Annotated in this window: 23 protein-coding genes; 14 read left to right on the top strand and 9 right to left on the bottom strand. The window is 64.4% G+C overall.

Annotated elements, in window-relative coordinates; all coding sequences use genetic code 11:
* Positions 1-183: 183 nt before the first annotated feature.
* Genes WT26_RS33565 through WT26_RS33575 form a run of 3 tightly spaced genes read left to right on the top strand, consistent with a single transcriptional unit; the run spans position 184 to position 3,387 of the window.
* Complete coding sequence (locus WT26_RS33565) at positions 184-1,083, top strand: N-formylglutamate amidohydrolase (RefSeq protein WP_069274964.1); 900 nt, start codon at positions 184-186, stop codon at positions 1,081-1,083.
* Positions 1,080-1,850 (top strand): IclR family transcriptional regulator, encoded by a 771-nt coding sequence (locus tag WT26_RS33570; RefSeq protein WP_069274965.1) that lies wholly within the window; start codon positions 1,080-1,082, stop codon positions 1,848-1,850. Before WT26_RS33565 ends, WT26_RS33570 begins: the two co-directional genes overlap by 4 nt.
* Before the next feature lie 25 nt (positions 1,851-1,875).
* Positions 1,876-3,387: an SLC13 family permease gene (locus WT26_RS33575; RefSeq protein ID WP_069274966.1), complete on the top strand. Its 1,512-nt coding sequence runs from the start codon at positions 1,876-1,878 to the stop codon at positions 3,385-3,387.
* 114 nt (positions 3,388-3,501) lie between these two features.
* Here WT26_RS33575 and WT26_RS33580 read toward each other — a convergent pair whose 3' ends face one another.
* Positions 3,502-5,016: a PLP-dependent aminotransferase family protein gene (locus WT26_RS33580; protein ID WP_069274967.1), complete on the bottom strand. Its 1,515-nt coding sequence runs from the start codon at positions 5,014-5,016 to the stop codon at positions 3,502-3,504.
* A gap of 126 nt (positions 5,017-5,142) precedes the next feature.
* Here WT26_RS33580 and WT26_RS33585 point away from each other — a divergent pair, with 126 nt between their 5' ends.
* From WT26_RS33585 to WT26_RS33595, 3 genes are all read left to right on the top strand, one after another.
* A complete protein-coding gene (locus WT26_RS33585) occupies positions 5,143-6,426 on the top strand; it encodes a 4-aminobutyrate--2-oxoglutarate transaminase (RefSeq protein WP_059523374.1) in 1,284 nt (427 codons plus the stop codon).
* Positions 6,427-6,509: 83 nt separating this feature from the next.
* The gene (gabD, locus tag WT26_RS33590) at positions 6,510-7,979 is read left to right on the top strand and encodes an NADP-dependent succinate-semialdehyde dehydrogenase (protein ID WP_059665218.1); all 1,470 of its coding nucleotides are present in this window, start codon (positions 6,510-6,512) and stop codon (positions 7,977-7,979) included.
* Between the two features lie 375 nt (positions 7,980-8,354).
* A complete protein-coding gene (locus WT26_RS33595) occupies positions 8,355-9,275 on the top strand; it encodes a hypothetical protein (protein ID WP_069271718.1) in 921 nt (306 codons plus the stop codon).
* Between the two features lie 106 nt (positions 9,276-9,381).
* On the opposite strand, the gene WT26_RS33600 is transcribed toward WT26_RS33595, so the two are convergent.
* Complete coding sequence (locus WT26_RS33600) at positions 9,382-10,926, bottom strand: PAS domain-containing methyl-accepting chemotaxis protein (protein ID WP_069274968.1); 1,545 nt, start codon at positions 10,924-10,926, stop codon at positions 9,382-9,384.
* Between the two features lie 486 nt (positions 10,927-11,412).
* Complete coding sequence (gene pcaF / locus WT26_RS33605; protein ID WP_069274969.1) at positions 11,413-12,615, bottom strand: 3-oxoadipyl-CoA thiolase; 1,203 nt, start codon at positions 12,613-12,615, stop codon at positions 11,413-11,415.
* 214 nt (positions 12,616-12,829) lie between these two features.
* Here pcaF and WT26_RS33610 point away from each other — a divergent pair, with 214 nt between their 5' ends.
* Positions 12,830-13,618: an IclR family transcriptional regulator gene (locus tag WT26_RS33610; RefSeq protein ID WP_059523368.1), complete on the top strand. Its 789-nt coding sequence runs from the start codon at positions 12,830-12,832 to the stop codon at positions 13,616-13,618.
* Between the two features lie 39 nt (positions 13,619-13,657).
* Here the strand turns inward: WT26_RS33610 and WT26_RS33615 are convergent, their stop codons facing one another.
* Both WT26_RS33615 and WT26_RS33620 read right to left on the bottom strand, forming a co-directional pair.
* Positions 13,658-14,992 carry an MFS transporter gene (locus WT26_RS33615; protein ID WP_069274970.1) on the bottom strand — a complete coding sequence of 445 codons (1,335 nt, stop codon included), beginning with the start codon at positions 14,990-14,992 and terminating at the stop codon, positions 13,658-13,660.
* A gap of 53 nt (positions 14,993-15,045) precedes the next feature.
* On the bottom strand, positions 15,046-16,233 hold the full coding sequence (locus WT26_RS33620) for a M20 aminoacylase family protein (RefSeq protein WP_069274971.1): 1,188 nt from the start codon (positions 16,231-16,233) through the stop codon (positions 15,046-15,048).
* 539 nt (positions 16,234-16,772) lie between these two features.
* Between WT26_RS33620 and WT26_RS33625 the strand changes: the two genes are divergently transcribed.
* The 6 genes from WT26_RS33625 to WT26_RS33650 all read left to right on the top strand — a co-directional run bounded on the left by WT26_RS33625 (position 16,773) and on the right by WT26_RS33650 (position 22,905).
* The gene (locus WT26_RS33625; RefSeq protein WP_010093828.1) at positions 16,773-17,159 is read left to right on the top strand and encodes an ectoine synthase; all 387 of its coding nucleotides are present in this window, start codon (positions 16,773-16,775) and stop codon (positions 17,157-17,159) included.
* A 61-nt stretch (positions 17,160-17,220) separates the two neighbouring features.
* Positions 17,221-18,423 (top strand): MFS transporter, encoded by a 1,203-nt coding sequence (locus tag WT26_RS33630; RefSeq protein ID WP_059954584.1) that lies wholly within the window; start codon positions 17,221-17,223, stop codon positions 18,421-18,423.
* Between the two features lie 59 nt (positions 18,424-18,482).
* Entirely contained in the window at positions 18,483-19,175 is a 693-nt protein-coding gene (locus WT26_RS33635; RefSeq protein ID WP_010093834.1) for a class I SAM-dependent methyltransferase, read from the top strand.
* On the top strand, positions 19,176-20,702 hold the full coding sequence (locus WT26_RS37875) for a class I adenylate-forming enzyme family protein (protein WP_155123284.1): 1,527 nt from the start codon (positions 19,176-19,178) through the stop codon (positions 20,700-20,702).
* Positions 20,703-20,722: 20 nt separating this feature from the next.
* The gene (locus WT26_RS37880; RefSeq protein WP_059954585.1) at positions 20,723-21,712 is read left to right on the top strand and encodes a hypothetical protein; all 990 of its coding nucleotides are present in this window, start codon (positions 20,723-20,725) and stop codon (positions 21,710-21,712) included.
* An 8-nt stretch (positions 21,713-21,720) separates the two neighbouring features.
* Positions 21,721-22,905 (top strand): hypothetical protein, encoded by a 1,185-nt coding sequence (locus WT26_RS33650; RefSeq protein ID WP_063801388.1) that lies wholly within the window; start codon positions 21,721-21,723, stop codon positions 22,903-22,905.
* Positions 22,906-22,991: 86 nt separating this feature from the next.
* On the opposite strand, the gene WT26_RS33655 is transcribed toward WT26_RS33650, so the two are convergent.
* Together WT26_RS33655 and WT26_RS33660 are read right to left on the bottom strand one after the other, a co-directional pair.
* Positions 22,992-23,609 carry a glutathione S-transferase family protein gene (locus WT26_RS33655; protein WP_069274972.1) on the bottom strand — a complete coding sequence of 206 codons (618 nt, stop codon included), beginning with the start codon at positions 23,607-23,609 and terminating at the stop codon, positions 22,992-22,994.
* 43 nt (positions 23,610-23,652) lie between these two features.
* Positions 23,653-24,018, bottom strand: a complete 366-nt coding sequence (locus WT26_RS33660; RefSeq protein ID WP_069274973.1) for a hypothetical protein — start codon at positions 24,016-24,018, stop codon at positions 23,653-23,655.
* Between the two features lie 82 nt (positions 24,019-24,100).
* Here WT26_RS33660 and WT26_RS33665 point away from each other — a divergent pair, with 82 nt between their 5' ends.
* Positions 24,101-24,547: a MarR family winged helix-turn-helix transcriptional regulator gene (locus WT26_RS33665; protein ID WP_069274974.1), complete on the top strand. Its 447-nt coding sequence runs from the start codon at positions 24,101-24,103 to the stop codon at positions 24,545-24,547.
* A 51-nt stretch (positions 24,548-24,598) separates the two neighbouring features.
* On the opposite strand, the gene WT26_RS33670 is transcribed toward WT26_RS33665, so the two are convergent.
* Positions 24,599-25,150 (bottom strand): cytochrome b, encoded by a 552-nt coding sequence (locus WT26_RS33670; RefSeq protein WP_059823672.1) that lies wholly within the window; start codon positions 25,148-25,150, stop codon positions 24,599-24,601.
* 127 nt (positions 25,151-25,277) lie between these two features.
* Positions 25,278-25,961: a response regulator transcription factor gene (locus WT26_RS33675; protein WP_010098171.1), complete on the bottom strand. Its 684-nt coding sequence runs from the start codon at positions 25,959-25,961 to the stop codon at positions 25,278-25,280.
* Between the last annotated feature and the right edge of the window lie 3 nt (positions 25,962-25,964).

A 25,964-nucleotide genomic window follows, 5' to 3' on the forward strand; every position in this document is an offset into this window, starting at 1 on the left:
TCAATGAATGAAACAAACCCAATACAGACAAGGGAAAGCGCCGGATTCAGCGATTCAATCGCGAAGCCGAAAAAAGCGCTTGACCGTGATTTTCAGTCGTTGTGAAATATTGATACGATGTTTTAATGATTAAAACGAGCGACCGAAAATAAATCGAGAAACTAGGTAAAGAACCTGATCCCCATGCCGACGTTTAATTGCAACACCGGCGCCGTCGGCGAACCGTCCGCGTACTTCGTTGCGCAGCCGTCGGCCGGCGCGCTGCCGATCGTCGTCGACTCGCCGCACAGCGGCATCGCGTATCCGCCGGACTTCGCCACCGTCGCGCCCGACGACGCGATCCGCACGACGTGGGACGCGTACATCGACGAACTGTGGGCCGGCGCCCCCGCGCGCGGCGGCACGCTGCTCGCCGCGGCGTTTCCACGCGCGTACATCGATCCGAACCGCGCGGAAACCGACATCGACGAAACGCTGCTTGCCGAGCCGTGGCCCGAGCCGCTTGCACCGCAGCCGTATACGCAGCGCGGGATGGGGCTGATCCGGCGCGACGCGCTGCCCGGCGTGCCGCTGTACGACCGCAAGCTGCCGCTCGACGCGGTGCGCCGGCGCATCGACGCGTACTACCTGCCGTACCGCCGCGCGTTGGCCGACGCGGCCGAGCCGCTGCATGCCGCGCACGGCACGCTGTGGCACATCGACTGCCACTCGATGAAGTCGCGCGGCAACGCGATGAACGTCGACGCGGGTGCGTTGCGGCCGGACGTCGTCGTCAGCGACCGGCGCGGCACGACCGCGGATCCGGCCTTCACCGCGTGGACCGCGCAGTGGTTCGCCGGCGCCGGCTATCGCGTGCAGGTCAACGATCCGTACCAGGGCGGCGACCTGTTGACCGCGCTCGCCGATCCCGCACGGCAACGCCACAGCATTCAGATCGAATTCAACCGCGCGCTGTACATGGACGAGGCCGCGTTCGCGAAACACGCGGGCTTCGCCGTGCTGAAGCGCACGGTCGACGCGTATCTCGACGCGCTCGCCGGCTACGTGCGCACGCAGCTCGCCCCATCCGGAGACCCTCGATGACGTACATCGTCGACGCCGTCGACAGCGCGCTGAAGCTGCTGACCTACGTGGCCGAGCACCCGAACCTCGGCGTGACCGAACTGGCGTCGCAACTCGGCATCAACAAGTCGCGCACGTACCGGATGCTGTGCACGCTCGAACTGCACCGCTTCGTCGTGCAGGACCCACGCACGTCCACCTATGCGCTCGGCCCGCAGGCGTTCGTGATCGGTGTGGCCGCTTCGCAGCAGAACGCGCTCGTGCGCGCCGCGCACCGGCACATGCTCGCGCTCAACCAGGCGATCAACGAGACCGTCGTGCTGCGCGTGCGCGAAGGGCTCGAATCGGTGTGCGTCGCGCGTTGCGAAACCACGCACGCGGTGCGCACCGTCGGCGCGGTCGGCAACCGCCGGCCGATCCATTTCGGCGCATCGGGCAAGGTGCTGCTCGCGTTCGCGCCGGATGCCGTGCGCGACGAGTTTTTCGTGCAGATGCGCAAGCGCGGGCAGGCGGCCGATCAGCCGAAGTTCGCCGACGAGCTCGATGCGGTCGCGCGCAAGGGCTACGCGGTGAGCAGTGGCGAGGTAACGCCCGGCGCGGTCGGGATCGCGGTGCCGGTGCGCGACCTGACGGGCGCGACGGTCGCCTCGGTGAGCGTGACGGGGCCGGAAGTGCGCGTAAGCCATGCCGACATTCCCGACTATCTCGAACGCCTGCAGGCATGCAGCCTCGCCATTTCCGCCGAACTCGGCTACGTCCCGGCGCGCGACGCGCTGCAACCGGCCTGACGGCCCCGTCACCCGCGAGGAACCGATGCCCGCTTCCATTCCGAATCCGTCCAGCGCGCGCGCTGCCGAATCCCCCGTCGACGGCCCGGCCGCACACGCGCCGAACGACGACGCGCGGTCCGCCGTCGAGCCCGCCAACCGCGAGCCGCATCCGCACGGCAAGATGCTGCACCCGGTCGTGATGATGCTGTGGGTGCTCGCCGCCGCGATCGCGCTCACGTGGCTCGTCGACTCGGGCCAGTTCGCGCGCAACGGCCGACTCGTCGTGCCCGGCACCTATCACGTGGTACCGAAGGCGACCGCGCTCACGACGCTCGTCGCGCCGGCCGTCAGCAGGAGCACGCCCGACAAAGCGACGCCCGCGAGCCTCGTCTCCGCGTTCGTCGCGGTGCCGCAAGGGCTGCTGAAGAACGCGCCGCTGATCGTGATGGTGATGTTCGTCGGCGGGATGTTCGGCGTGATGCGCCGCACGGGTGTCGTCGATGCGGGCATCGACCGGCTGCTGCAACTCACCGGCAACAACGCATACCTGCTGACGCCGCTGCTGATGATCCTGATCGGGCTCGGCAGCACGCTGCTCGGCTTCATCTCCGAGTATCTCGTGATCATTCCGATGGTGGTCGTGATCGCCCGGCGCCTCGGCCTGTCCGACCTGTTCGCGGTCGCGCTCGTCGCGCTCGCCGCGAAGATCGGCTATATCGCGTCGGTCACGAACCCGCTCGCGCTAGCGGTCGCGCAGCCGCTCGTCGGCGTGCCGCTGTTCAGCGGCGTCGCGCTGCGCGCGGCCGTATTCGTCGCATTCCTGACGATCGGCATCCTGTACCTGCTGCGCTACGTGCGCAACACCGGCTATCGGGCCGGGCAGACCACGGCGGGCGCGCATGCGCCCGCGAAGCTGCCGCCGCGCCACAAGGCAACGCTGCTCGTGTTCGCCGCGGCGGTCGCGATGCTGATCTACGGCACGCGCGAACTGAAGTGGGGCAACGTCGAACTGGCGGCGTTCTACGCGTTCGTCAGCCTCGTCACCGCGGCGATCGGCGGGCTCGATTCGCGCAGCGCGGCCGACGCGTTCGTCGACGGGATGAAGAACATGATGCTCGCGGCGCTGCTGATGGGGCTCGCCGCTTCCGTCGAGCTGCTGCTGCAGAACAGCCTCGTGCTCGACACGCTGATCAACTTCTTCACGCGGCTCGCGGACGGGCAATCGCCGGTGTGGGTCGCGAACGGCCTGATGGGCGTGCAGATGGTGCTCGACGTGTTCATTCCGTCGGTGTCGGGCAAGGCCGCGGTCAGCATGCCGATCATCGGGCCGATCGCCCAGCTCTCCGGTGTGAGCGGCCAGACGTCGGTGCTCGCGTTCGTGCTCGGCGGCGGGCTGACGAACCTCGTCACGCCGACGTCCGGCATGCTGCTCGCGTATCTGGCAACGGCGCGCGTCGATTTCGGCGCGTGGATCCGCTTCGTGTTGCCGCTGTTCCTGACGCTGCTCGCGCTGTCGTGCGTGGTGCTGACGTTCGCGGTGTGGATCGGGTATTGACCGGGGCTGCGCCGCTCGCCGCCGTCACGCGCGCGGCCGCCTGACGAAACGAGCGGGTCACGCGCGGGAATTCTCTCCGCCATGCGGAGAGATTCATTCGGGGCAACACGACAATCACGCGGCCGCGACCGCCGTCCGCCCGAATGCCCGCTCGTCGATCGCCTCGGCGAGCGTCGCGAACGCCGTCGCGATCTCGTCCTCCGGCACGCACGCATAACCGAGCAGCAGCCCCGACGCCGCGCGTTCGCGATCCGCGTAATAACCCGACAGCGGTCGCACGACGATATTGCGTTCGAGCGCGGCCTGCGCGACCGCACGATCGTCGACGCCGTCCGGCAACTGCGTGACCAGATGCAGCCCGGCATCGCTGCCGAGCGCGTGCAGCGTGTCGCCATAGCGCTGCGCGACCGCGTCGAGCAGCACCTCGCGGCGCTGTCCGTACAGCGTGCGCATCTTGCGGATATGCGACACGAAGTGCCCTTCCGCGATGAATTCGGCCAGCACCGCCTGCTGCAGCAACTGACCTTCGCGGTACAACTCCGCGCTCGCGGTCGCGAAACTTTCCGCGAGCGGCTCGGGCGCGACCAGGTAGCCGACCCGCAGCCCCGGGAACAGCGTCTTGCCGAAACTGCCGACATAGATCACCTGACCGGCCGTGTCGAGCCCCTGCAGCGACGCAAGCGGGCGGCTGCCGTAGCGGAATTCGCTGTCGTAGTCGTCCTCGATGATCCAGCAACCGTGCTGGCGTGCGTATTCGAGCAGCATCCGCCGCCGCGCGAGGCTCATCACCATCCCCAGCGGATACTGGTGCGACGGCGTGACGAGCATCAGCTTCGGCGGTTCGGCGAGATCGGCGGCCGACGGCGCGATGCCTTCGTCGTCGACCGGGATCGGCCGCGTCGTCAGCCCCGACACGTTCAGCACGCTGCGCACGCCCCAGTAGCACGGGTCCTCGGTCCAGATCGCGTCGCCCGGGTCGGTCAGCAGCCGTACCGCGAGGTCGATCGACTGGTGGATGCCGGTCGTGATCACGATCTGCTCGGGCGTGCAGCGCACCGAGCGCGACGTGCGCAGGTAGTCGGCCAGCGCCTCGCGCAGCAGCGCGAGCCCGCCGCCGGGTGCGTAGGTCAGCAGGTCGGGGCGCAGCCGCCGCCAGTATTTGTTGTGCAGCCGTGTCCACACGCGCGCGGGAAATCGCGACACATCGGGCACGCCCGGCATGAACGCGCCGCCCTGCCGTTTCGACACACCGGCCCCTTCGACGAGCCGCGTACCGCGCGCCGACAGCCGCCGCGCGGACGGCTGCACGAGCGCCGGGTGGGCGGCGGCCGCGTCGGGCGGCGCGCCGACGATCTCGTCCGGCGCGCTGTCGGCCACGAACGTGCCGCGGCCGGTCGCCGAATTCACATAACCTTCGAGCGCAAGCTGTTCGTAAACCTGCGTGACCGTGTTGCGCGCGATCCCGAGCTCGGCCGCGAGGAGCCGCGACGACGGCACGCGCGTGCCGGCCGGCAGTTCGCGCGACAGGATCGCCTGTTGCAGCAGGCGGTGAAGCTGCCGGTAAATCGGCTGTTCGCCGCCGCGCACGAGACGCTGCGCCAGCCAGTCCGACAACACGCTCGCGCGCATGATTGGCTCCTGAATATTTATTGAAATGGCTCTGATTGCCAGAGCCAAATGTGATTATAGTCGCCTCCATGGGCTGTCGAAGCGCCCGATTTTCACCTCACCGGAAAGAACATCAAGGAGATGACCGTGAAGAATGCCGACCTGCAGGCCCGCAAGAACGCCGCCACCCCGCGCGGCGTCGGCGTGATGTGCGATTTCTACGCAGCCCGCGCCGAGAACGCGGAGCTGTGGGACGTCGAAGGCCGCCGCTTCATCGATTTCGCCGCCGGCATCGCGGTGCTGAACACCGGCCACCGCCACCCGAAGATCGTCAAGGCGATCGCGGATCAGCTGAACAACTTCACGCACACCGCTTACCAGATCGTCCCGTACGCGTCGTACGTCGAGCTGGCCGAGAAGATCAACGCACGCGCGCCGGGCGATTTCCCGAAGAAGACCGCGTTCTTCACGACCGGCGCGGAAGCCGTCGAGAACGCGATCAAGATCGCACGCGCGGCCACCGGCCGGCCGGGCGTCATCGCCTTCTCGGGCGGTTTCCACGGCCGCACGATGATGGGCATGGCGCTGACCGGCAAGGTCGCCCCGTACAAGCTGAACTTCGGCCCGTTCCCGGGCGACGTGTTCCACGCGCCGTACCCGAACGCCGTGCACGGCGTGACGACGGCCGACTCGATCAAGGCGATCGAGATGCTGTTCAAGGCCGACATCGATCCGAAGCGCGTTGCCGCGATCATCTTCGAACCGGTCCAGGGCGAAGGCGGCTTCAACCCGGCGCCGGCCGAATTCGTGCGTGCGCTGCGCAAGATCTGTAACGAACACGGCATCCTGCTGATCGCCGACGAAGTGCAGACGGGCTTCGCGCGTACCGGCAAGCTGTTCGCGATGCAGCACTACGACGTGCTGGCCGACCTGATCACGATGGCGAAGAGCCTCGCGGGCGGCATGCCGCTGTCGGGCGTCGTCGGCCGTGCCGACCTGATGGACGCGGCCGCGCCCGGCGGCCTCGGCGGCACGTATGCGGGCAACCCGCTGGCCGTCGCATCGGCGCATGCAGTGCTCGAGATCATCGACGAAGAGAAGCTGTGCGAGCGTGCAACGCAACTCGGCGACGTGCTGAAGGCGAAGCTGAACGCGCTGCAGGCCGACGTGCCGCAGATCGCCGACGTGCGCGGCCCGGGCGCGATGATCGCGGTCGAGTTCCTGAAGCCGGGTTCGGGCGAGCCGGATGCCGAGTTCACGAAGCGCGTGCAGACGCGTGCGCTCGAGCGCGGCCTGCTGCTGCTCGTGTGCGGCGTGTACTCGAACGTCGTGCGCTTCCTGTTCCCGCTGACGATCCCGCAGGCCGTGTTCGACGAAGCGCTCGTGATCCTCGAGGAAGTGCTGAAGGAAACGGTCGGCGTGCCGGCCTGAGTTCCTGCCTTCCGAATGCGCCGCCGCCGTCGTCACGACGGCGGCGGCCTTTTTATCCGTCATCTTCAAAGCAGGCGATTCATATGAGCACTGTTCAGGAAACCCTGGCACTGAAAGATCCGTCGCTGTTCCGCCAGCAGGCGTACGTCAACGGCGAATGGCAAGGCGCGACGAACGGCGAGACGTTCGAAGTCCGCAACCCGGCGACGGGCGGCCTGCTCGGCACCGTGCCGGCGATGGGCGCGGCCGAGACGCGTCACGCGATCGAAGCCGCGAACGCCGCATGGCCGGCGTGGCGCAAGAAGACCGCGAAGGAACGCGCGGTCGTCCTGCGCAAGTGGCACGACCTGATGATGGAAAACGCCGACGACCTCGCGCTGATCCTCACGACCGAGCAGGGCAAGTCGCTGGCTGAAGCGAAGGGCGAGATCGGCTATGCCGCCTCGTTCCTCGAATGGTTCGCGGAGGAAGGCAAGCGCGTGTACGGCGACACGATCCCGACGCCGGCGAGCGACAAGCGCATCGTCGTGACGAAGGAAGCGATCGGCGTATGCGCGGCGATCACGCCGTGGAACTTCCCGGCGGCGATGATCACGCGCAAGGTCGGCCCCGCGCTCGCCGCAGGCTGTCCGATCGTCGTGAAGCCGGCCGAGGCGACGCCTTTCTCGGCACTCGCGATGGCCGTGCTGGCCGAGCGTGCGGGCGTGCCGGCCGGCGTGTTCAGCGTCGTCACGGGCGACCCGAAGGCGATCGGCGGCGAGCTGACGTCGAACCCGATCGTGCGCAAGCTGTCGTTCACCGGCTCGACGCCGGTCGGCCGCCTGCTGATGTCGCAATGCGCGGCGACGGTCAAGAAGGTGTCGCTGGAGCTGGGCGGCAACGCGCCGTTCATCGTGTTCGACGACGCCGATCTCGACGCGGCCGTGCAGGGCGCGATCGCGTCGAAGTACCGCAACAGCGGCCAGACCTGCGTGTGCACGAACCGCTTCTACGTGCATGAAGCCGTGTACGACCAGTTCGCGCAGAAGCTCGCGGCGGCCGTCGGCCAGTTGAAGGTGGGCCGCGGCACCGAGCCGGGCGTCACGCAAGGCCCGCTGATCAACGAAGCAGCGGTGCTGAAGGTCGAGGCGCACATCGAGGACGCGCTCGCGAAGGGCGCGACCGTCGTGACGGGCGGCAAGCGCCACGCGCTCGGCCACGGCTTCTTCGAGCCGACCGTGCTGACGGGCGTCACGCCGGCGATGAAGGTCGCGAAGGAAGAGACGTTCGGGCCGCTCGCGCCGCTGTTCAAGTTCGGCAGCGACGATGAAGTGATCCGTCTCGCGAACGACACCGAGTTCGGCCTCGCCGCCTACTTCTACAGCCGCGACATCGGCCGCGTGTGGAAGGTCGCCGAAGCGCTCGAATACGGGATGGTCGGCGTGAACACGGGCCTGATCTCGAACGAAGTCGCACCGTTCGGCGGCGTGAAGCAATCGGGCCTCGGCCGCGAAGGCTCGCACTACGGCATCGACGACTACGTCGTGATCAAGTACCTCTGCCTCGCCGTCTGACGGGTCAGGGCTTGGCACCGCTTCGGTGACAGGCCCTGACCGCCCGGCCGGAACCGGGCGGTCCGACGCGGGCCGGCATCCTCTCCTCCAGCCGCGCCCGCGTCACCTGAACGCGTTCACCGCATTCACGCGACGCGTTACCCGCTGCTTGAGATTTTGTCAGGCTTTCGCGCAATTTTCGGTCACGTCTCATTCCTTTGATCGTTGGAACCATTTAGGTTGATAGTCCTTACTCAACCTTGATCGCCAACGAATGAATCTCCCGCCTTTCGAATTCCCTTTGCGTCGGTCAACAATGGACCCCAGGCGCCCATCCGGCTCGCGCAATTCAATCACCTTCCCTTCTTCGAAATGACACGAACGACCGATCACGGAATGCGGCCGCCCGATGTACACTTCGCCGATATGAGCAATCACGAACAGTTCAATGTCGTCTACGACGGGCCAGCGCTGACCGAGCACCGCATGGATGTGCGCGACCTTGCCCCGGCGCTGGTCGCGATCGCTGATCTATTCTCGTTCGCCAACAAGGAACTCAATGGCGACAATACCGAGGTTCGGCTGGAGGTCAAAGGAAGCTTCAAAGCTGGTTCGTTTCATTCCGAGCTGATTTTCATCCAGTCGTTAGCCAACCAGATTCGCGACATCTTCGCTGGACCAAACGCCGCTGCCTTCAGCAATGCGCTTGCCATCCTTGGCGCACTTGGCATCGTCGGCAGCGGAGGACTGATCGGTCTCATTCGCAAATTGCGAGGCAACCGACCGCATCGAATCGAGCCGACGGGTTCGAACGTAAGAATCTGGGTGACGGAAAAGGAATCGCTCGAGGTCGAAGAAGCGGTATATCGCCTCTATCGAAGCAAAACGGTGCGGGTCAGTTTGCAGAAGACCCTGTCCCCATTGGAGCGGGACGGAATTACCAGCTTCGGTATTGTTCGAGGCACCAAGGTCGAACTCGCAATCGAGAACGATGAACTCGGCACATTCGCCATCTTCGAAGAAGCGGGCGAAGTCGTTTCGGACGTGGTGGGCCGAAAGGTACTCCTCCTCGAATCCGTTGTGTTCAAGGACGGCAATAAGTGGCGCGTACACGATGGAACATATCCGTTCTTCGCTGCCCTGGATGACGAGGAATTCCTTGCAAAGGTCAATGCCGGCGAACGATTCGGAAAAGGGGACGTGCTGGTGGTCGATCTTCGTCAAATTCAGATCATCGGCGATGACGGGCTCAAGAACGAATACCGCATCATCAAGGTGCACGAGCACCGGGCGCCGCTGCAATCATCCCTGCTTTGACAGGCGGCGCGCGGCCCGAGGCGTCATCGGGCCGCGAACGTCCGCCATGTCCCGGCCAATTTCCGCATCTGAGGACGCGCGCCGGACGACGACAGCGCCCGGCCAATCACCGGAACACGTTCACCGCCTCCACGAGCCGCGTCGCCTGCTGCTTCAGGCTCTCCGACGCCGCCGTGCTCTGCTCGACCAGTGCCGCGTTCTGCTGCGTGATGTTGTCCAGATGCACCACCGCCTGATCGACCTGCGCGACGCCCGTGCTCTGCTCGGCCGTCGACGAGCTGATCTCCGCGATCAGATCCGACACGCGCTTCACCTGCGTGACGATGTCCTCCATCGTCTTGCCCGCGCCGTCGACGATCCGCGCGCCCGATGAAATGCGCGCCACGCTGTTCTCGATCAGCGTCTTGATCTCCTTCGCCGCATTCGCGCTGCGCTGCGCGAGCGCCCGCACCTCGCCGGCAACCACCGCGAAGCCGCGCCCCTGATCGCCGGCGCGTGCCGCCTCCACCGCCGCGTTCAGCGCGAGGATGTTGGTCTGGAACGCGATGCCGTCGATCACGCCGATGATGTCCGAGATCTTCCGCGAGCTGGCCGTGATGTCGTTCATCGTATTGACGATCTCGGACATCGCGTGCCCGCCGCGTTCCGCCGCCTCGCTGGCCGAGACGGACAACTGGTTCGCCTGCAGCGCGGTCTCCGCGTTGCTGTCGACGGTCGCCGTCATCTCGGCCATCGATGCGGCCGTCTGCTGCACGCTCGACGCCGCCTGCTCGGTGCGCGCGCTCAGGTCGTTGTTGCCCTGCGCGATCTCGTTGCTCGCGCGCTGCACGTTGAGCACCTGCTCGCTGACGTCGTCGACGAGCCAGCGGAACATCAGCCCGAGCTGGTTGATCGTGCGCAGCGTCATGCCGATCTCGTCGACGCGGTTCATCCGCACGCCGCGCCGGCTTTCGCCGGTCGCGACGTTCAGCGCCTGGTCGCGCAACTGCTTCAGCGGACGCGCGATCTGCGCATCGAGCCACAGGCCGGCCGCCGCCGCGGCGCCGGCCGTCACCGCGGCGAACGCCGCGAGCCCGCCACCGGCGAGCCCGCACGCCCAGCCCGCGCCGACGACCGCCGGTGCAAGCGCGAGCAGCGTCGAATGAAGACGCCAGCGCACCGACATCGTCTGGAACAGCGACGTGAAACCGACCACGCCCTTGCGGACGATCAACCCCTTGTGAAAATGCCGGTTGCCGGCCCGCCCTTCGCGAAAGTCGCGATACAGCGCCTCGGCGGCCGCGATCTCGTCGCGCGGCGCCTTCGTGCGCACCGACATGTAGCCCTTCGTGCGGCCGTTGCGCATCACCGGTATCGCGTTCGCGCGCACCCAGTAATGATCGCCGTTCTTGCGGCGGTTCTTCACGAGCGCGGTCCACGGCTCGCCGCCCTTGAGCGTCGCCCACATGTCGGCGAACGCCTCCTTCGGCATGTCCGGGTGCCGCACGACGTTGTGCGGCTGGCCTTGTATCTCCTCGCGGGAATAGCCGCTGATATGAATGAACGTCGCATTCGCATAGGTGATGATGCTGTCTGCGTCGGTGGTCGACATCAGCGTCGCGTCGTCGGGAAAATCGAATTCGTGTTGGGTAACGGGCTGGTTGTTGCGCATCAAGCAGAGCTCCGAATGGCGGGTCTTGCGCCCGCTTCAGGATTGACGACTCGGATCATTCGCGCCCGGTTTCACCGCTCGCGAATGATCGTGCCTCTGCCATTTTCGACAAACCCCTCTAAAACATTACCCCCCGCGTGTAAAAAATATGTCAAAAAAGCTCGCGCAATGATTTAAATCAACAAGATCGTTTGCGACAAAGCAAATCCATGCCAGTCAAGTCGACGATGCCGGCTCGCGATGAATGGCACGAACGAATTGAATATCAATGCGATTATTCCAGTATTTGAAACAACAAATAAATTGCGATGAACCTGCGGATATTTCCCGGCATGAAGCGCGAGGAAGCGGCACGACGCCGCAATTCGGTTTCGGCGTTGCCCGCCCCAAAAGCAAAACCGCCCGGCTTCACGCGACAGGCGCGCGAACCGGGCGGTTGCCAACCGGAAAGGAAGGGATGGGTGCGGCCGCGCCGCACCCGCGGCGTCAGACGCGTTCGATCGCGATCGCGATGCCCTGGCCGACGCCGATGCACATCGTGCACAGCGCGAAGCGGCCGTTCGTGCGATGCAGCTGGTACATCGCGGTCGTCACGAGCCGCGCGCCCGATGCGCCGAGCGGATGGCCCAGTGCGATCGCGCCGCCGTTCGGGTTCACGCGCGGATCGTCGTCGGCGACGCCGAGCATGCGCAGCACCGCGAGACCTTGCGATGCGAATGCCTCGTTCAGCTCGATCACGTCGAACTGGTCGATCGTCATGCCGAGCCGCGCCAGCAGCTTCTGCGTGGCGGGCGCGGGCCCGATGCCCATCACGCGCGGCGCGACGCCGGCCGTCGCGATGCCCAGCACGCGGGCGCGCGGCGTCAGGCCGAAGCGCTTCGCGGTTTCCTCGTTCGCGAGCAGCAGCGCGGCGGCACCGTCGTTGACGCCCGACGCGTTGCCGGCCGTCACCGTGCCGTCCGGGCGCACGACGCCCTTCAGCTTCGCGAGCGTTTCGAGCGACGTCTCGCGCGGATGCTCGTCGCGCGACACGACCACCGGGTCGCCCTTCTTCTGCGGAATCGTGACCGCGACGATTTCCTCGGCGAGCGTGCCGTCCTGCTGCGCACGCGCGGCCTTCTGCTGGCTGCGCAGCGCGAACAGGTCCTGGTCGGCACGGCTGATGTTGTAGTCGACCGCGACGTTCTCGGCCGTCTCCGGCATCGAATCGACGCCGTACAGCTGTTTCATCAGCGGATTGACGAAGCGCCAGCCGATCGTCGTATCGTGGATGTCGGCCTGGCGCGCGAACGCGCTCGCGGCCTTGCCCATCACGAACGGCGCGCGCGTCATGCTCTCGACACCGCCCGCGATCATCAGCGCGGCCTCGCCGGACTTGATCGCACGGGCGGCCACGCCGACCGCATCCATCCCGGAGCCGCACAGGCGGTTGATCGTCGAACCCGGCACGCCCTGCGGCAGCCCCGCGAGCAGCGCCGACATGCGCGCGACGTTGCGGTTGTCCTCGCCGGCCTGGTTCGCGCAGCCGTAGATCACGTCGTCGATCGCCGTCCAGTCGACGTCGCGGTTGCGCTCCACGAGCGCCTTGAGCGGCACCGCGCCCAGATCGTCGGCGCGCACGCCGGACAGTGCACCGCCGTAACGCCCGATCGGCGTACGGATCGCATCACACAGAAAAGCTTCGGTCATCAGTGTCTCCGGGAGGAAATGATATGGGCGCGCCCCTTGCATTGCCCGCCGGGATGCGCTTAAATGTTCTATATACGAACATAAGATCGTGTATCGAACGTTCAACGCATCATAGGGAGTGCGGGGACGACCTGTCAAGCGCCCGGTCCGCCGTGCGGTTGGCGTGTCGGGCCCCATGCGCTATCTTCTCGGCTGCACGAAATTCCAGGCGCTCATGACAACCGAAGACACTCAGACGAAACCCGGCGACTCCTACGTCCAGTCGTTCGCGCGCGGCCTCGCGGTGATCCGCGCGTTCGACGCGGCCCGTCCGGAGCAGACGCTCACCGAGGTCGCGTCGGCCACCGGCCTCACGCGCGCGGGCGCGCGCCGGATCCTGCTCACGCTGCAGACGCTCGGCTACGTCGAGGCCGACGGCCGGCTGTTCCGGCTCACGCCGAAGATCCTCGAGCTCGGCTTCGCGTACCTCACGTCGATGCCGTTCTGGAATCTCGCCGATCCCGTGATGGAGCAACTGTCCGAGCAGATCCACGAAAGCTGCTCGGCGGCCGTGCTCGACCGCACCGAGATCGTCTACGTGCTGCGCGTGCCGACCCGCAAGATCATGACGATCAACCTGTCGATCGGCAGCCGGCTGCCCGCGTACTGCACGTCGATGGGCCGCGTGCTGCTGTCCGCACTCGACGACGCCGCGCTCGACGAAACGCTCGCGCAAAGCAGCATCCGCGCGCATACGCCGCGCACGATCACCGACCTCGGCGAACTGAAGGCGGCAATCGCACAGGTGCGCCAGCAGGGCTGGGCCGTGGTCGACCAGGAACTCGAAGTGGGCCTGATGTCGCTGTCGGCGCCGATTCGCAACCGGCGCGGGCAGATCATCGCGGCGATGAACATCAGCGGCAACGCGCAGCGGCACACCGCGAAGCAGATGGTGAAGGAGTTTCTCGAGCCGCTGCAGCAGGCCGCGCAGACGGTGTCGGAACTGGTGGCGCGGCGCGGGTGACGGGTCGGCAACCGGCAAATCGGACGCGCCGTTGCGCCGTCAGTCGCCCCGCTCCCCCGCCGTCTCCCGCAGCATCGCCACTGCCGCCAGCGACACCAGCACGCACACCGCGACGTAACCCGCCGGTGCGAGCTTGCTGCCGGTCGTCTTCACGAGCCAGGTCGCGATCAGCTGCGCGGTGCCGCCGAAGAGCGTCACCGCGAGCGCATACGCGATCGAGATGCCGGTCGCGCGCACGTGGCGCGGCAGCGACTCGCACATCAGCGCCATTTCCGACGCCGAGCCGAGCGAATAGAACAGCAGCATCAGCGCGGTCAGCGGCAGGATCACCGACAGCGTCGGGTGGTGGTTCATCAGCCAGAACGCCGGAAACAGCAATGCGACCAGTACGCCGCGGCCGACGAAGATCGGCAGGCGCCGGCTGCCGAGCCGGTCCGACAGCCAGCCGAACAGCGGGCACGTGACCAGCATCACGCAGCCCGATGCGACGCCGACGAACATCGACAGCTTCATCGGCAGGCCGAGCGTATGGATCGCGTAGGTCGGCATGTAGAACGTCAGGATGTAGGTCGACACCGTGCCGCCCATCACCGTGAGCATCAGCAGCAGCACCGTGCGCGCGTGCTTCGAGAACAGTTCGTGCAGCACGCCGCGTTCGATCCCGTGATGGGTGTCGCCGGGCGCATCGTCGGCGAGCCGGCGGCGCAGGTACATGCCGACCGGCGCAATCAGCACGCCGACGAAGAATGGCAGCCGCCAACCCCAGCTTTCGAGCGCATCCTTCGTCATCGTGTTCGACAGCAACGCCGCGAACCCTGAGCCCATCAGCGCGGCGCCGCCCTGCGTCGCAAGCTGCCAGCTCGCGCGGAACGCGCGACGCGATGTGCCGCCCTGTTCGAGCAGCGTCGACGTCGCCGCACCGAATTCGCCGCCCTGCGAGAAGCCCTGCATCAGCCGCGCGAACACGACCAGCAGCGGTGCGGCCACGCCGACCTGCGCATACGTCGGCGCGATCGCGATCAGGCCCGTGCCGAGCGCCATCAGCATGATCGTCAGGTTCAGCGCGGCCTTGCGCCCCTTGCGGTCCGCGTAGACGCCGAGCACGACGCTGCCGAGCGGCCGCGTGAAGAAGCCGGCGGCGAACGTCGCGACCGACAGCAACAGCGACGTGGTCGCCTCGCTCGACGGGAAGAACAGCTTGCCGATCAGCACCGCGAAGAAGCCGTACACGGTGAAATCGAAGAATTCCAGCCAGTTGCCGATCACGGCCGCCGCGATCGCGCCGCGCCGCGTGACCGCAGGGGAATCGGGCGGGGCGTCGGCCGCGATGGCGGCAGACGCGGCGGCGGGCAATGCGAGAGGATCTTTCTGCATCGTTCAGGTCTCCGATCGAATCGGCCGGAACCGCCGGCCGCGCGCTGCCGGTGTCAGCGGCCCAGAAAACGCTCCACGAGACGCGTCCAGAACGCGGCGCCGATCGGCAGGTTGCGATCGTTGAAGTCGTATTTCGGGTTGTGCACCATGCAGCCGTCCTCGCCTTCGCCGTTGCCGAGGCGCACGAACGAGCCCGGCCGCTGCTGCAGCATGAACGCGAAATCCTCGCTGCCCATCAGCAGGTCGGTCTGCTCGACCACGTGCGCGTCGCCGACGAGTTCACGCGCCACCTGCGCGGCGAAATCCGTTTCGGCATCCGTATTGACGACGACCGGATAACCTTCGATGTACTCGACGTTGGCCGTCGCGCCGTAGCTCGCGGCCTGCGATTCGGCCAGCTCGGTGATGCGGCGCCTGAGCAGCGCGCGGACTTCGGGGCTGAACGAGCGCACGCTGAGTTCGAGGCGCGCGCCGTTCGGGATCACGTTGTTCGCGGTGCCCGCGTGCATCGAGCCGACCGTGACGACCGCCGGCTGCGCGGGGTCGACGTTGCGCGCGACGATCGTCTGCAGCGCCATCACGATGCTCGCCGCGACGACCACCGGGTCGACCGTCAGGTGCGGCCGTGCCGCGTGTCCGCCGACGCCTTCGATCGTGACGATCGCCTTGTCGCCGGCCGACATGAACGGGCCGCGCCGCGTGAGGAACACGCCCGGCGCCGCGCCCGGATGGTTGTGCATGCCGAACACGGCGTCGCACGGGAAGCGTTCGAACAGGCCGTCGTCGATCATCTTCTTCGCGCCGCTGTCGACGCCGTGCTCTTCCGCCGGCTGGAAATACAGGTGCACGGTGCCGGAGAAGTTGCGTGTCTTCGCGAGATGCTGCGCGGCGCCGAGCAGCATCGTCGTGTGGCCATCGTGGCCGCAGGCGTGCATCTTGCCGTGCGTGCCGCTCGCGTAAGGCAGCCCCGTCGCCTCGACGATCGGCAGCGCATCCATGTCCGCGCGAATGCCGATGCTGCGCGTGCCGTCGCCCACCCGCAGCGTGCCGACCACGCCCGTCCTGCCGACCCCGCGCGTCACCTGCCAGCCCCACTGTTCGAGCTTCTCGGCGACGAGCCCGGCGGTTTCGATTTCCTCGTACGCGAGTTCGGGATGGTGGTGGATATGGTGACGGATCTCGCGCAACCCGCCGGCGGCGGGCATCAGATCCTCGATTTCGGTAAAGCGGGGGGCGGTCATGAACGGGCTCCGGCTCGTGTTCCTGTGTGGCGCCCGCGTCGATGGGGCGATGAAGGCGAGCCACTATATCGAGCCGATATCGGTTCAATAAGATGCGGAATTTTTCACCGCGATAAGGTTTTTTAATCAGGGTTATCCCGGGTGAGCCCCGCACGTGTAGCTTTCGATTAGTTCGAGACGAATTCAACCGGCTCGACGAAAGCGCCAGACGAGCGGAGATATGGGGTTGAAAGTTCGCACGCGAACTGTAGATAAACTACACATCCTCCTTGGCTGCGGGTTGATTTACCCTCCGTCGACAAGTAGTCAAACTACAATCCCGCCCCGCTTCCAGGTAGCAAATAATTGGAAATTCGCGGGAAAATCTGTTGATATACGCGTCAACTTGTACTTATACTACACACCAATTCTCGCCCAGCATTCAATGTTGAGAGACGAATGTACTAAAACTACAAACGAGGGCCGCCCAACTACTGTCGGGATCGGTGGATCGTTGCGCGCATGTCGCTTTTCCAACACGTCGTGAAAATGGAGTGATCATGTTTGTACGCAGTCTGTCGGACGTCGAGAAAACGGAGTACTTCGTCGAATGGGGAGCGGGAACGAGTCATCGTCTCCTGACCGAACGCGACGGCTTTGGTTACACGATCTGCCATACCGTGGTGCGAGCTGGCACCGAATCGCTGCTGCAATACCAAAACCACCTCGAAGCGTGCTATTGCATTGCCGGCTACGGTGAAGTGGAAGACGCAAACGGAAATGTGTATCCAATTCGCCCCGGCGATATGTATGCGCTTGACCAGCACGATCTGCACTATTTGAGAGGCGGCAAGGATACGGATCTCGTACTCGTCAGCGTGTTCAATCCGCCACTACGAGGCACCGAGCGGCATAAGCTCGACGGTGCGTCGGGATCGGCATACTGAACGCCAGCAGCAGGCGCTTTCCTGTAGGCCTTCCGTTCACCGTTGCGAGGACATCAGCGCGATGCGCGCCGACCAGCCGGCCTTTTTCGGTTCCCTTTTCCTGTCGCGGCTCGCGGACCAGATGCTGCTCTTCCTGGTCCCGCTCGTCGTTTTTCAGACCACGCAGAAAGCGACATGGTCGGGCATCGCCTTTTTCGTCGAGGCGCTGCCCCGATTTCTCGCTTTTCCGATCTGCGGCGCGCTGAGCGATCGCATGTCGCCCGTGCGGATCTTGCGCATCAGCCAGACGAGCCGGGCCCTCGCCTGCCTGATCGGCATCGCCAGCTATCTCACATGGAGCGGAATCGGATGGCTCATCTTGCTATCGGCGGTATGCGGCGCACTCACGAGTCAGGGACTAGTCGCTCGCGAAGTCCTGTTGCCGCAAATCTTTCCCGGTCAGCGTTTCGAACGAGTTTTGTCGCATACGCAACTGGCGGACCAACTCGGCATGGTGCTCGGGCCGATCGTCGCTGCGTGGTTGCTCGGATGGCGCAATTGGGAATGGGCGGTGGGCGTCGCAGCACTGCTGTTTACTGCAGCTGACGGACTAACGGTACTGTGGCAGCGCACTACAACAGCACGCATCCTGCCGCCTGTGCATACGGCCGGGCCGTTTTATATGCCGTTCAAGATAGCACTCACGCACGTCGCCACCCTACCGGGGCTTGCACGCCTCGTTCTCCTCGCGGCGGCAGAGAATCTCGTGATCGGCACGACGCTCTCGACATCGGCTGCAATGGTGACCGGCGAATTCGGGCAGTCCGACGGCTTCTATGCAGGACTGCAGGTTGCTGGCGCGATCGCGACCGTGACTATCCTGCTGCTGATCGCCCGCATCGAGGTATCGCGCGTGCGGCTCGGAATCTTCTCATTCTCGACAATCGCGATCGGCGGACTCTGCATGGGAATGGCCAACTCGATAGCGATATATGCAGTAGGGTTCCTGGCGGTGATCGGGTTCGACAAGATGTTCAATGTGTACATCCGCAGCGCGCGACAGGCGATCATTCCGCCACATGACTATGGAAAAACGACCGGCGTCATCGTCCTGCTGAATAACGCAACGCAGCCGCTCGCCGGATTGCTGGTGGGACTTTTTTCCGGTCATGGGCGCGTCGCCCTCGTCGTGTCAGCAGTTTCCGCCGCCATGGCAGTTCTCGGAGCGATAGTCGCCTGTGCCAGTGCAGCCCGAGCGCGCTCAACAGCCCGTTCGATCGAGTAAGTCGCCTGCCACAACGTGATTCAACGCGTTGAAGTTGTCCCATTAATTCAGGATCGCTTATGAAGATAGTCGACACGTCGTTACTGAAACAGTGGTACAGCAAAGAATACGGTGCAGGCCGGGAAAAACCCGTATTCGGCTCATTACGCCGCGAAATGGCTGCGTTCCTTGATGCAATTCCCGCTGACGCCGAAAGTGCCCTTGAACTGGGGTGCGGCGACGGTCGCAATCTTGCGGCACTGGCCGGCAAAGGACTGCGCCTCACGGGAGTCGACATGGTAGACAGTCTCGCCGTCACGAGAAGGTCGATTAGCGCATTGTCGGACATGACCTTCGTGCAGACGGACATCCTCGACTACGAGCCCGAACGTGAAGCGTTCGATGTTGTTGTCTGTTCCGAGGTCTTGCACTTCTTCACGAAGAACGAGCTTGCTCAGGTCATGCCGAAGATCCTCGATGCCGTGAAGCCGGGCGGCTTGTTGTTTGTCGATCTTCTGTCCGATTTGACACGCCACTTCGCCGCTACGGGCGAACCTTTCGTTTGGGACAAGGAAGCCGGAATTTCCGTTCCGGAGGCAGAGACCCTCTTCAAGCGATGGCTTACGGACTTCGATGTTTCGTGGACGCGCCATTTCTTCGACCAGCAAACTTGGCCGCTGACCGACGCCATCGACATGCCAATACCCCCGTATGTATGGCAAGGCACCTACGTATCGGTTTGCGCACACAAGCGCACACGGGAGGTCCGGTAAATGGCGCCGACGTTCCTGGATGAAGCAATCACGCAACAAGCGCAGCGGTTTCCCGACAAGTCCGCCCTCGTCGTCGACGGGCAGTCGACATCGTACGAGGTGCTCGAACGGCAAGTCGACCATGCCGCCCGAATACTCGTTGCGCTGGGTATTCGTGCAGGGGATCGCGTCGGCCTGTTCGCGTCGTTCTCGCCGACTATCGTCGCAGTCTATCTGGGGTGCCTCCGCATCGGCGCAATTACGGCAGCGACGCATCACACGCTAAGCGACGACAAGCTGATTCATCAGTTGCGGCACGCCGGCGCTCGAGTACTGGTGACTGATCGCATCGACAATCTCGCCTCAATCGCCGACGCGGCCGCACTAGCACACGTGGTCGCACTCGCTTCAACTCGAGAACGAGACGCACGGCTCGTGAGCTTCGATGCGATCGATCCGTCACATGTCGCACTACCCGATCGTGACTTTTCCGTTGAGCAAGCTACATCGATTTTCTACACTACCGGTTCAACCTCTGCTCCGAAGGGTGTCCTGGTCAACCACCGGATCATGATGTCGGCATGTGCTGCCGTGACTTCCTACCTGCAGATGGGTTCCGACGACGTCGTCATGAGCTATTCGACACTCGCCTCGGACTATGGCGTTTACAACGTGTTGATGCCACTTTATTGCGGTGGGACATCGGTCGTCGAGCTCAAGGCTCCGGAGTCACCGGAAGACGTGCTCGCCGTAATCGAACGCGAGGAGGTAACCGCCCTGCATGTCTTTCCCCCCGTCATTTTTGTGCTATCCCGAGCGGCTCCGGCATGGGCCCCGCGCGTCAAATCTCTTCGTTATCTGTCGAGCAGCGGTCAGGCACTCCATCCAAAACATATCGACAAGATTCGGGCCGCACTGCCGAACGTGCTCTTCTACTCCAACTACGGGATGACGGAATGCAAGCGAATCAGCTTCCTGCCGCCGCAGGAACTGCTTCGCAAACCCACATCGGTTGGCAAGCCGCTACCGGGCGTTTCCGTGCTCCTGGTTGACGACAACGGATCGCCGATCGTCGAGGCCGATAGGCCCGGCGAACTCTGGGTAAGCGCACCGTTCACCATGCTCGAATACTGGGCAATGCCTGACGAAACGGCAGCGGTATTTTCGGTCGCACCTGACGGACAGACCATGCTCAGGACGGGAGATCTGTTCCGGTTCGACACCGACGGCGACCTTCACTATGTCGCGCGACGTGACGACATCTTCGTGCGAAGCGCATGGAACGTGAGCCCGCGCGATATCGAGCACTGTCTTGCTTCTCATCCCGCTGTCGCGGAAGCGATCGTCGTGCCCGTACCCGACGAGAGCGCCGGACATCTGCCCAAGGCGTTTGTCGTACTCGAACCGGGCCAGTCAGTTTCTGATGGCGAGCTCGCCGACTATTGCCGCCAACGCATCGACTGGCATATGGTTCCGATCGCCTTCGAGATTGTCGGGCAACTACCCCGATCTCAGTCCGGGAAATCGACCCGCAAGGGCTTGGCATAAACACCATACAGGAGAACAAAATGTCAGACCAACGTGACGCGAACTCGCGGCGGGACGTCGGAGACTGGCGACAGACCGCGATGATTCGGCTCGCCGAGCATTTCCACCTGCTGGCTACCGGCGCGACACAGGTACCATCGCAATCCATCGCGAGTCCCATTCGCGATCAGATCGCAGACCCTGATGTGGTGGCATACCACGACGCGATGGTCGAATCTGCAGGATCGCTGTTTCGCCATTTCGCCGGTAGCGTACCTCACGTGCTGGACGAGCTAGCCAGGATCGGCGTCGCACTCAGCCGCATCGCACGCCGCGCTCCCGAAGGCCGGATTTTCAGCCTGCTCGAAGTCGATGCGTTCGACGGTACAAATGCCAGGACGCTGGCCCGATTGTCGAACGGCAGAATCCGCACGCTTACGACGTCACCCAATCCGGCGAATCGACCACATTTCGACCGAGACGCAGACCGCGCATCATCCCGATTCTTTCCGGAATCGATATTCGCGCTCGACGATGAGGCACTGTCCACTCATGCGGGCACGCTCTTCGACGACGGATTCGACTGGCTCTATGAAATGGCCGCTTTCCAGTTCTATACGAAGGACCGTGTCAATCAAATCGCACATGTAAAGCGCTTCCTGAAACCGGACGGCCTTGCGTTTTTTCTGGAAAAGCTGAATCAGCCGGATATCAACGAGTACGATCGCCGCGAACATGTCAAGGACGATCTGTTCAAGTCGCAATACTTCACGCCGGAGGAGATCGCGTGGAAGCGGCATCAGATGCTCGAACAGATGGAAAACGGCCAGACTACCTTCGATGCCTTTGTAACGGCACTTCACCAACACTTCGAGCATGTCTATCTGCTCTGGAACAGCACCAACTTCTACGAATTCGTTGCGTCGAACGCGCAGGACACGATCGAGCGCTTCGTTGCCGAACTCGGGCCCATCAACCAGCCATCGGTGTACTGCTTCGAAGCAGCACGCATCGGCAAGCGTATCTGCTAGGAGTCGACATGGGCGAACCGGAATCATGGCCCTATCTCGGCGACGAGCATTGGTCGATTTGTGCTGCCGTCCAACGGTACGCTACTGCATGGACGCAGAGAGCGCAGGCGGCCGAATCCGCTCGACGTCTCGGCTCCGATACGTACGCCGAGTTGCACGCATGCGGCGCTCTGAATCTCTTTGCTCCGTTCCGTACGACGACACCGAGATCCTCTGCGTGGCCCACACTTGTCGAGGCTTCGCGGATCGCAGCACGTGGCTGTGCGTCGACCGGCTGGGCCATTGCAATGCTCGGTGGGCACGCGGCAATCGCCATGCGCACGAGCGATTCGTGCAAGCGTACGCTGTACGCAAACGGGCCGGAGCAGCGTTTCGCGTCCGCATCGGCGGGACCACAAAGCCGGCTGAGATGGACTTCCGATGGCATACATGTCTACGGCCGGTGGCGCTTCAGTTCGGGCATCGAAGATGCCACGTGGCTGATGGTGAATGCCGCCTGCGAAGGTTATCCGGGTCTGGGACCGGACGAGCGAGTGCTGGTGCTCGTCGAACGTCGCTACGTGTTGCCACTGGGGTCGTGGCAAGCGAGCGGCATGTGCGCGACCGGATCGCACGATGTCGACATCGATCATATCGCGCCGTTGCCCTGTGCAACGCCGTTGTCCGAATTGTTTGAAGCGAGGCCAGCATCTGCGGACAAGGACTACTTGCGCCATGTTCCAATTGTCCCGTACATCACGACGTCTATCATCGGCCCGCTCATCGGTGCGACGGAAGGCGCCCGAGATGCGTGGCTTGCCGAGCAAAGAACGAAGGCAGCCGCTGATCCTGCCAGCACAACACGCATGGCGGAACGGCTCGCGCATATCGATGCGCAACTGGCGTCCACCCGACTTCTATACCAATCGCTCATCGGTCGCCTTCATGAAGCAGGCGTTGCCGGTCGCACACTCGACGAGCTCCATCTTCGTACATTGCGACGCGACCGTGCCTATCTGGCCAGTCAGTGCGTCGACGTGATGTCCCGTATTGTGCAGCGCGCCGGGGCTTCGGCATTCACCTCGAGCAACCCCGTACAGCGTCATTGGCGCGATGTACAGGTGATGGCCTCGCATCGCGATGTCGCATGGGAGGCCGCGATGACACAGTACGGCGTATCCGTGCTCGCGTCGGACAGTATCGGTTTCGGCTGACACGATGTCATTCTCCGCAACGCAAGCGCCGACAAGGGGGCAATCGTCGCAGGATCGCCCCCCTCCCCGGCGGCCAGCCCGCTTCGTCACGCCGCCTTGCGCGCGTCCGCGATCCGCTGCGGCGCCTTCGGCCGCGCATACAGCCGTTCGAGGTACGCCTGCAATTGCGGAAATGCGTCGATCAGCTTGAGTTCGTTGGCCCAGTCGATCAGGTAAGCCGTCACGCAATCGGCCACCGTCAGCGTGTCGCCGACGATGAACGCACGCCCGTCGAGATGCCTGTCGAGGATCGCCGCCATGTTCACGAAATCCTCGCGCGCCAGCTCGATGTCGGCCGGCGAGCGCTTCTCCGGCGGATAGAGGAACGAATGCCGCGTGATCCGCCACAGCGGCTGCTCGAGCTCCGTCACCGCGAACATCACCCACCGGTAGGCCTGCGCGCGCAGCGCCGGATCGACCGGCAGCAACGCCTTCTCCGGGTACTTGTCCGCGAGATACAGCACGATCGCGGCCGATTCGGGAATCACGAGGTCGCCGTCCACCAGCACGGGCACCTTGCCGGCCGGATTGAGGCGCAGGAATTCGGGCCGCTTGTGCTCGCCCTGGAGCAGGTTCACCGAGACGAACTCGAAGTCGGCATCCAGCTCCTTCAGCCCCCACAGCGCGCGTTGCGAGCGGGTGCCGGCAAATCCGTAGAGTTTCATGGCGAATCTCCAAAGTGTCGGGGAAAGCTCCTGCCGGCGACGTTCACGCGGCGGGAATCGCCAGCACCGGCATCACGTCGATCGCCACGCCCGGGAACAGCGTGAAATGCGGATGGCCTTCGAACATCCTGGCCGCGTCTTCGTGCGAAGCGGCGCGCACGACCGTAAAGGCCGTCAGCGCGTTGGCCGTATCGGCGATGCCATGCTCGCCGATCGTCTTCGTCTTGCCGAGCGGCCCGCCGAGCTCGACAATCGACGCCTGGTGCCTTTCAACCCACGCCTTCCAGGCCGCGATGCCTTCCCGCTCCCTGGCATGCCGCTCCTGCTCCGTCATCGCCTGCCACGCCTTCATGCGCGGGCTGTCCTTGCCGGCGAGGAAAACCGCGAGAAACAACTGTTGATCGCTCATGACGCCTCCGTCCGATGAAGGGAGCAACGGGATGTCGCTCCCCGCCCTTGACACGATAGGTTGATATCAACACAATTGCAACATGGCACGAAAAGAAAAGCTCCCTTTCGAAACGACGCTGATGGTGCGCGATTGCTGCCTGTGCCTGCACATGCAGCGCGCGGCGCGCAACCTTGCGCGGATCTTCGACGACGTGCTGCGCCCGCTGGACCTCACCAACGGCCAGTTTTCGCTGCTGATGTCGCTCAATCGCCCTCATCCGCCCGCGATGAAGGACGTGGCGTCGCTGCTCGCGATGGATCGCACCACGCTCACGGCCGCGCTCAAGCCGCTCGAGCGGCGCGGCCTCGTCACGATCGCGCAGGATCCGGACGACCGGCGCAGCCGCCTGCTCGAACTGACGCAGGCCGGCCACGACCTGCTGGCCGAGGCGTTTCCGCTGTGGCAGCAGACGCATGCCGAGATCGAGCAGCCGTTCTCCCCGGACGAGGTGGATCGGCTGCGCGACCAGTTGCGGGCGCTCGCGTAGCACGGGAGCGGCTGCGACGCTTCCCACCGTTGGTGTCTGCGCCACCAATCGTCAAAGCATCCGCTTCAGCACGCCGTTCCTCGACACGAAATGATGCTTGAGTGCGGCGGCAACATGCGCCGCCACCAGGAAAGCCAGCGCATAGCAGGCGATCCGATGAAGTGCGAACCAGTGCTCGGTAACCGGGCCCGCGCTGAACGGCGTCTTCACGTAAATCACCCAGAACAGCCAGTAGCCGTCCGGCACCATCACGTAGCCGCTGAACAGCACGAATGCGACGAGCGCGTAGATCAGCGAATGCGCGAGGTGCGCGATCGATCGCTGCTTCGGCGGAATCGACTGGATGTCGGGCGGCGTGCGGCGAAAGAACGACCAGACGTAGCGCAGCGGAAACAGCACGATCAGGCAGCTCGCGAGCGACATGTTGAGCGTCGACACGAAGCGCCAGAGGCCCTGATGCGTGATGAAGTGCAGCGAGAATCCCGCCGCCATCGTGTACAGGATCACGCCTGCGAAGATCCAGTGCAGTGCGCGGGAACAGCGGTCGTATCGGTCACCGCCCGGAGAAGGTCCTTGTGAATTTATTCGCGAAGCCACATCCATGATTCATCCTTTATCGATCGTCGATTCATTATTGACAGGGATAAGAGGATGAAATTATCGAAGCGGCACTCCGTTTTCCTAAGCAATCTCAAGGATTTCCAAATGCGCGTCGCCCGGCGCCGACCGGTCAGGCCCGCTCGAGCCGATACCCGTAGTTGTAGATCGTCGTGATCGCGAGCCCGTTCTTCGGCCGCAGCCCGAGGCTCGAGCGCAGCTTGCTCACGTAGGTGGCGAGCGTCGCGTCGTACTTCCGGTCGACCACGCCCCAGATGCGCTTGATCATCATGTCCTTCGACACGATCCGCCCGACGCTCTCGAACAGCATCAGCGCGAGATCGAACTCGCGCTGCGACAGTTCGACCGGCACCCCGTCCACGGTCGCGACGTGCGCGCTCGCATCGAGCGCGAACTTGCCGACCTCGACGATCTTCGCGCGCTGCGTCTCAGGGTAGTACTTGCGCGCCTGCGCGTTCACGCGCGCGATCAGCTCGCGTTCGCGCAGCGGCTTGATCAGGTAGTCGTCGGCGCCGTTGTTGAGACCGAACACGATGTCGTCCTCGCCGTCATGCTGCGTCATCATGATGATCGGCAGCGCGTCGGCGAACGACTCGCGCGCCCAGCGCATCACGTCGATCCCCGACATCCCGGGCACGTCCCAGTCGAGCAGCAGCACGTCGACGCGCTGCGTGCGCACCAGTTCGACGAAGCTTGCGCCGTCGTGGCGCACCTCGGTGTCGTAGCCCGCCTTGCCGAGCCAGCCGGCGACGACGCCCGCCTGGGTCACGATGTCTTCCAGAATTCCAACGATCATGTT

This window comes from Burkholderia cepacia (assembly GCF_001718835.1).
Taxonomy (GTDB): Bacteria; Pseudomonadota; Gammaproteobacteria; order Burkholderiales; family Burkholderiaceae; genus Burkholderia; species Burkholderia cepacia_F.

Bases quoted from the DNA above. Each gene is read 5' to 3' on its own strand.
- WT26_RS33665 (WP_069274974.1), top strand. From the start codon at position 24,101: ATGGCACGAAAAGAAAAGCTCCCTTTCGAAACGACGCTGATGGTGCGC.
- WT26_RS33655 (WP_069274972.1), bottom strand. From the start codon at position 23,609: ATGAAACTCTACGGATTTGCCGGCACCCGCTCGCAACGCGCGCTGTGG.
- WT26_RS33635 (WP_010093834.1), top strand. From the start codon at position 18,483: ATGAAGATAGTCGACACGTCGTTACTGAAACAGTGGTACAGCAAAGAA.
- WT26_RS33575 (WP_069274966.1), top strand. From the start codon at position 1,876: ATGCCCGCTTCCATTCCGAATCCGTCCAGCGCGCGCGCTGCCGAATCC.
- WT26_RS33610 (WP_059523368.1), top strand. From the start codon at position 12,830: ATGACAACCGAAGACACTCAGACGAAACCCGGCGACTCCTACGTCCAG.
- WT26_RS33600 (WP_069274968.1), bottom strand. From the start codon at position 10,926: ATGCGCAACAACCAGCCCGTTACCCAACACGAATTCGATTTTCCCGAC.
- WT26_RS33570 (WP_069274965.1), top strand. From the start codon at position 1,080: ATGACGTACATCGTCGACGCCGTCGACAGCGCGCTGAAGCTGCTGACC.
- pcaF (WP_069274969.1), bottom strand. From the start codon at position 12,615: ATGACCGAAGCTTTTCTGTGTGATGCGATCCGTACGCCGATCGGGCGT.
- WT26_RS33615 (WP_069274970.1), bottom strand. From the start codon at position 14,992: ATGCAGAAAGATCCTCTCGCATTGCCCGCCGCCGCGTCTGCCGCCATC.
- WT26_RS33580 (WP_069274967.1), bottom strand. From the start codon at position 5,016: ATGCGCGCGAGCGTGTTGTCGGACTGGCTGGCGCAGCGTCTCGTGCGC.
- WT26_RS33630 (WP_059954584.1), top strand. From the start codon at position 17,221: ATGCGCGCCGACCAGCCGGCCTTTTTCGGTTCCCTTTTCCTGTCGCGG.
- WT26_RS33660 (WP_069274973.1), bottom strand. From the start codon at position 24,018: ATGAGCGATCAACAGTTGTTTCTCGCGGTTTTCCTCGCCGGCAAGGAC.
- WT26_RS33620 (WP_069274971.1), bottom strand. From the start codon at position 16,233: ATGACCGCCCCCCGCTTTACCGAAATCGAGGATCTGATGCCCGCCGCC.
- WT26_RS33595 (WP_069271718.1), top strand. From the start codon at position 8,355: ATGCGGCCGCCCGATGTACACTTCGCCGATATGAGCAATCACGAACAG.
- WT26_RS37875 (WP_155123284.1), top strand. From the start codon at position 19,176: ATGGCGCCGACGTTCCTGGATGAAGCAATCACGCAACAAGCGCAGCGG.
- WT26_RS33565 (WP_069274964.1), top strand. From the start codon at position 184: ATGCCGACGTTTAATTGCAACACCGGCGCCGTCGGCGAACCGTCCGCG.
- gabD (WP_059665218.1), top strand. From the start codon at position 6,510: ATGAGCACTGTTCAGGAAACCCTGGCACTGAAAGATCCGTCGCTGTTC.
- WT26_RS33650 (WP_063801388.1), top strand. From the start codon at position 21,721: ATGGGCGAACCGGAATCATGGCCCTATCTCGGCGACGAGCATTGGTCG.
- WT26_RS37880 (WP_059954585.1), top strand. From the start codon at position 20,723: ATGTCAGACCAACGTGACGCGAACTCGCGGCGGGACGTCGGAGACTGG.
- WT26_RS33625 (WP_010093828.1), top strand. From the start codon at position 16,773: ATGTTTGTACGCAGTCTGTCGGACGTCGAGAAAACGGAGTACTTCGTC.
- WT26_RS33670 (WP_059823672.1), bottom strand. From the start codon at position 25,150: ATGGATGTGGCTTCGCGAATAAATTCACAAGGACCTTCTCCGGGCGGT.
- WT26_RS33675 (WP_010098171.1), bottom strand. From the start codon at position 25,961: ATGATCGTTGGAATTCTGGAAGACATCGTGACCCAGGCGGGCGTCGTC.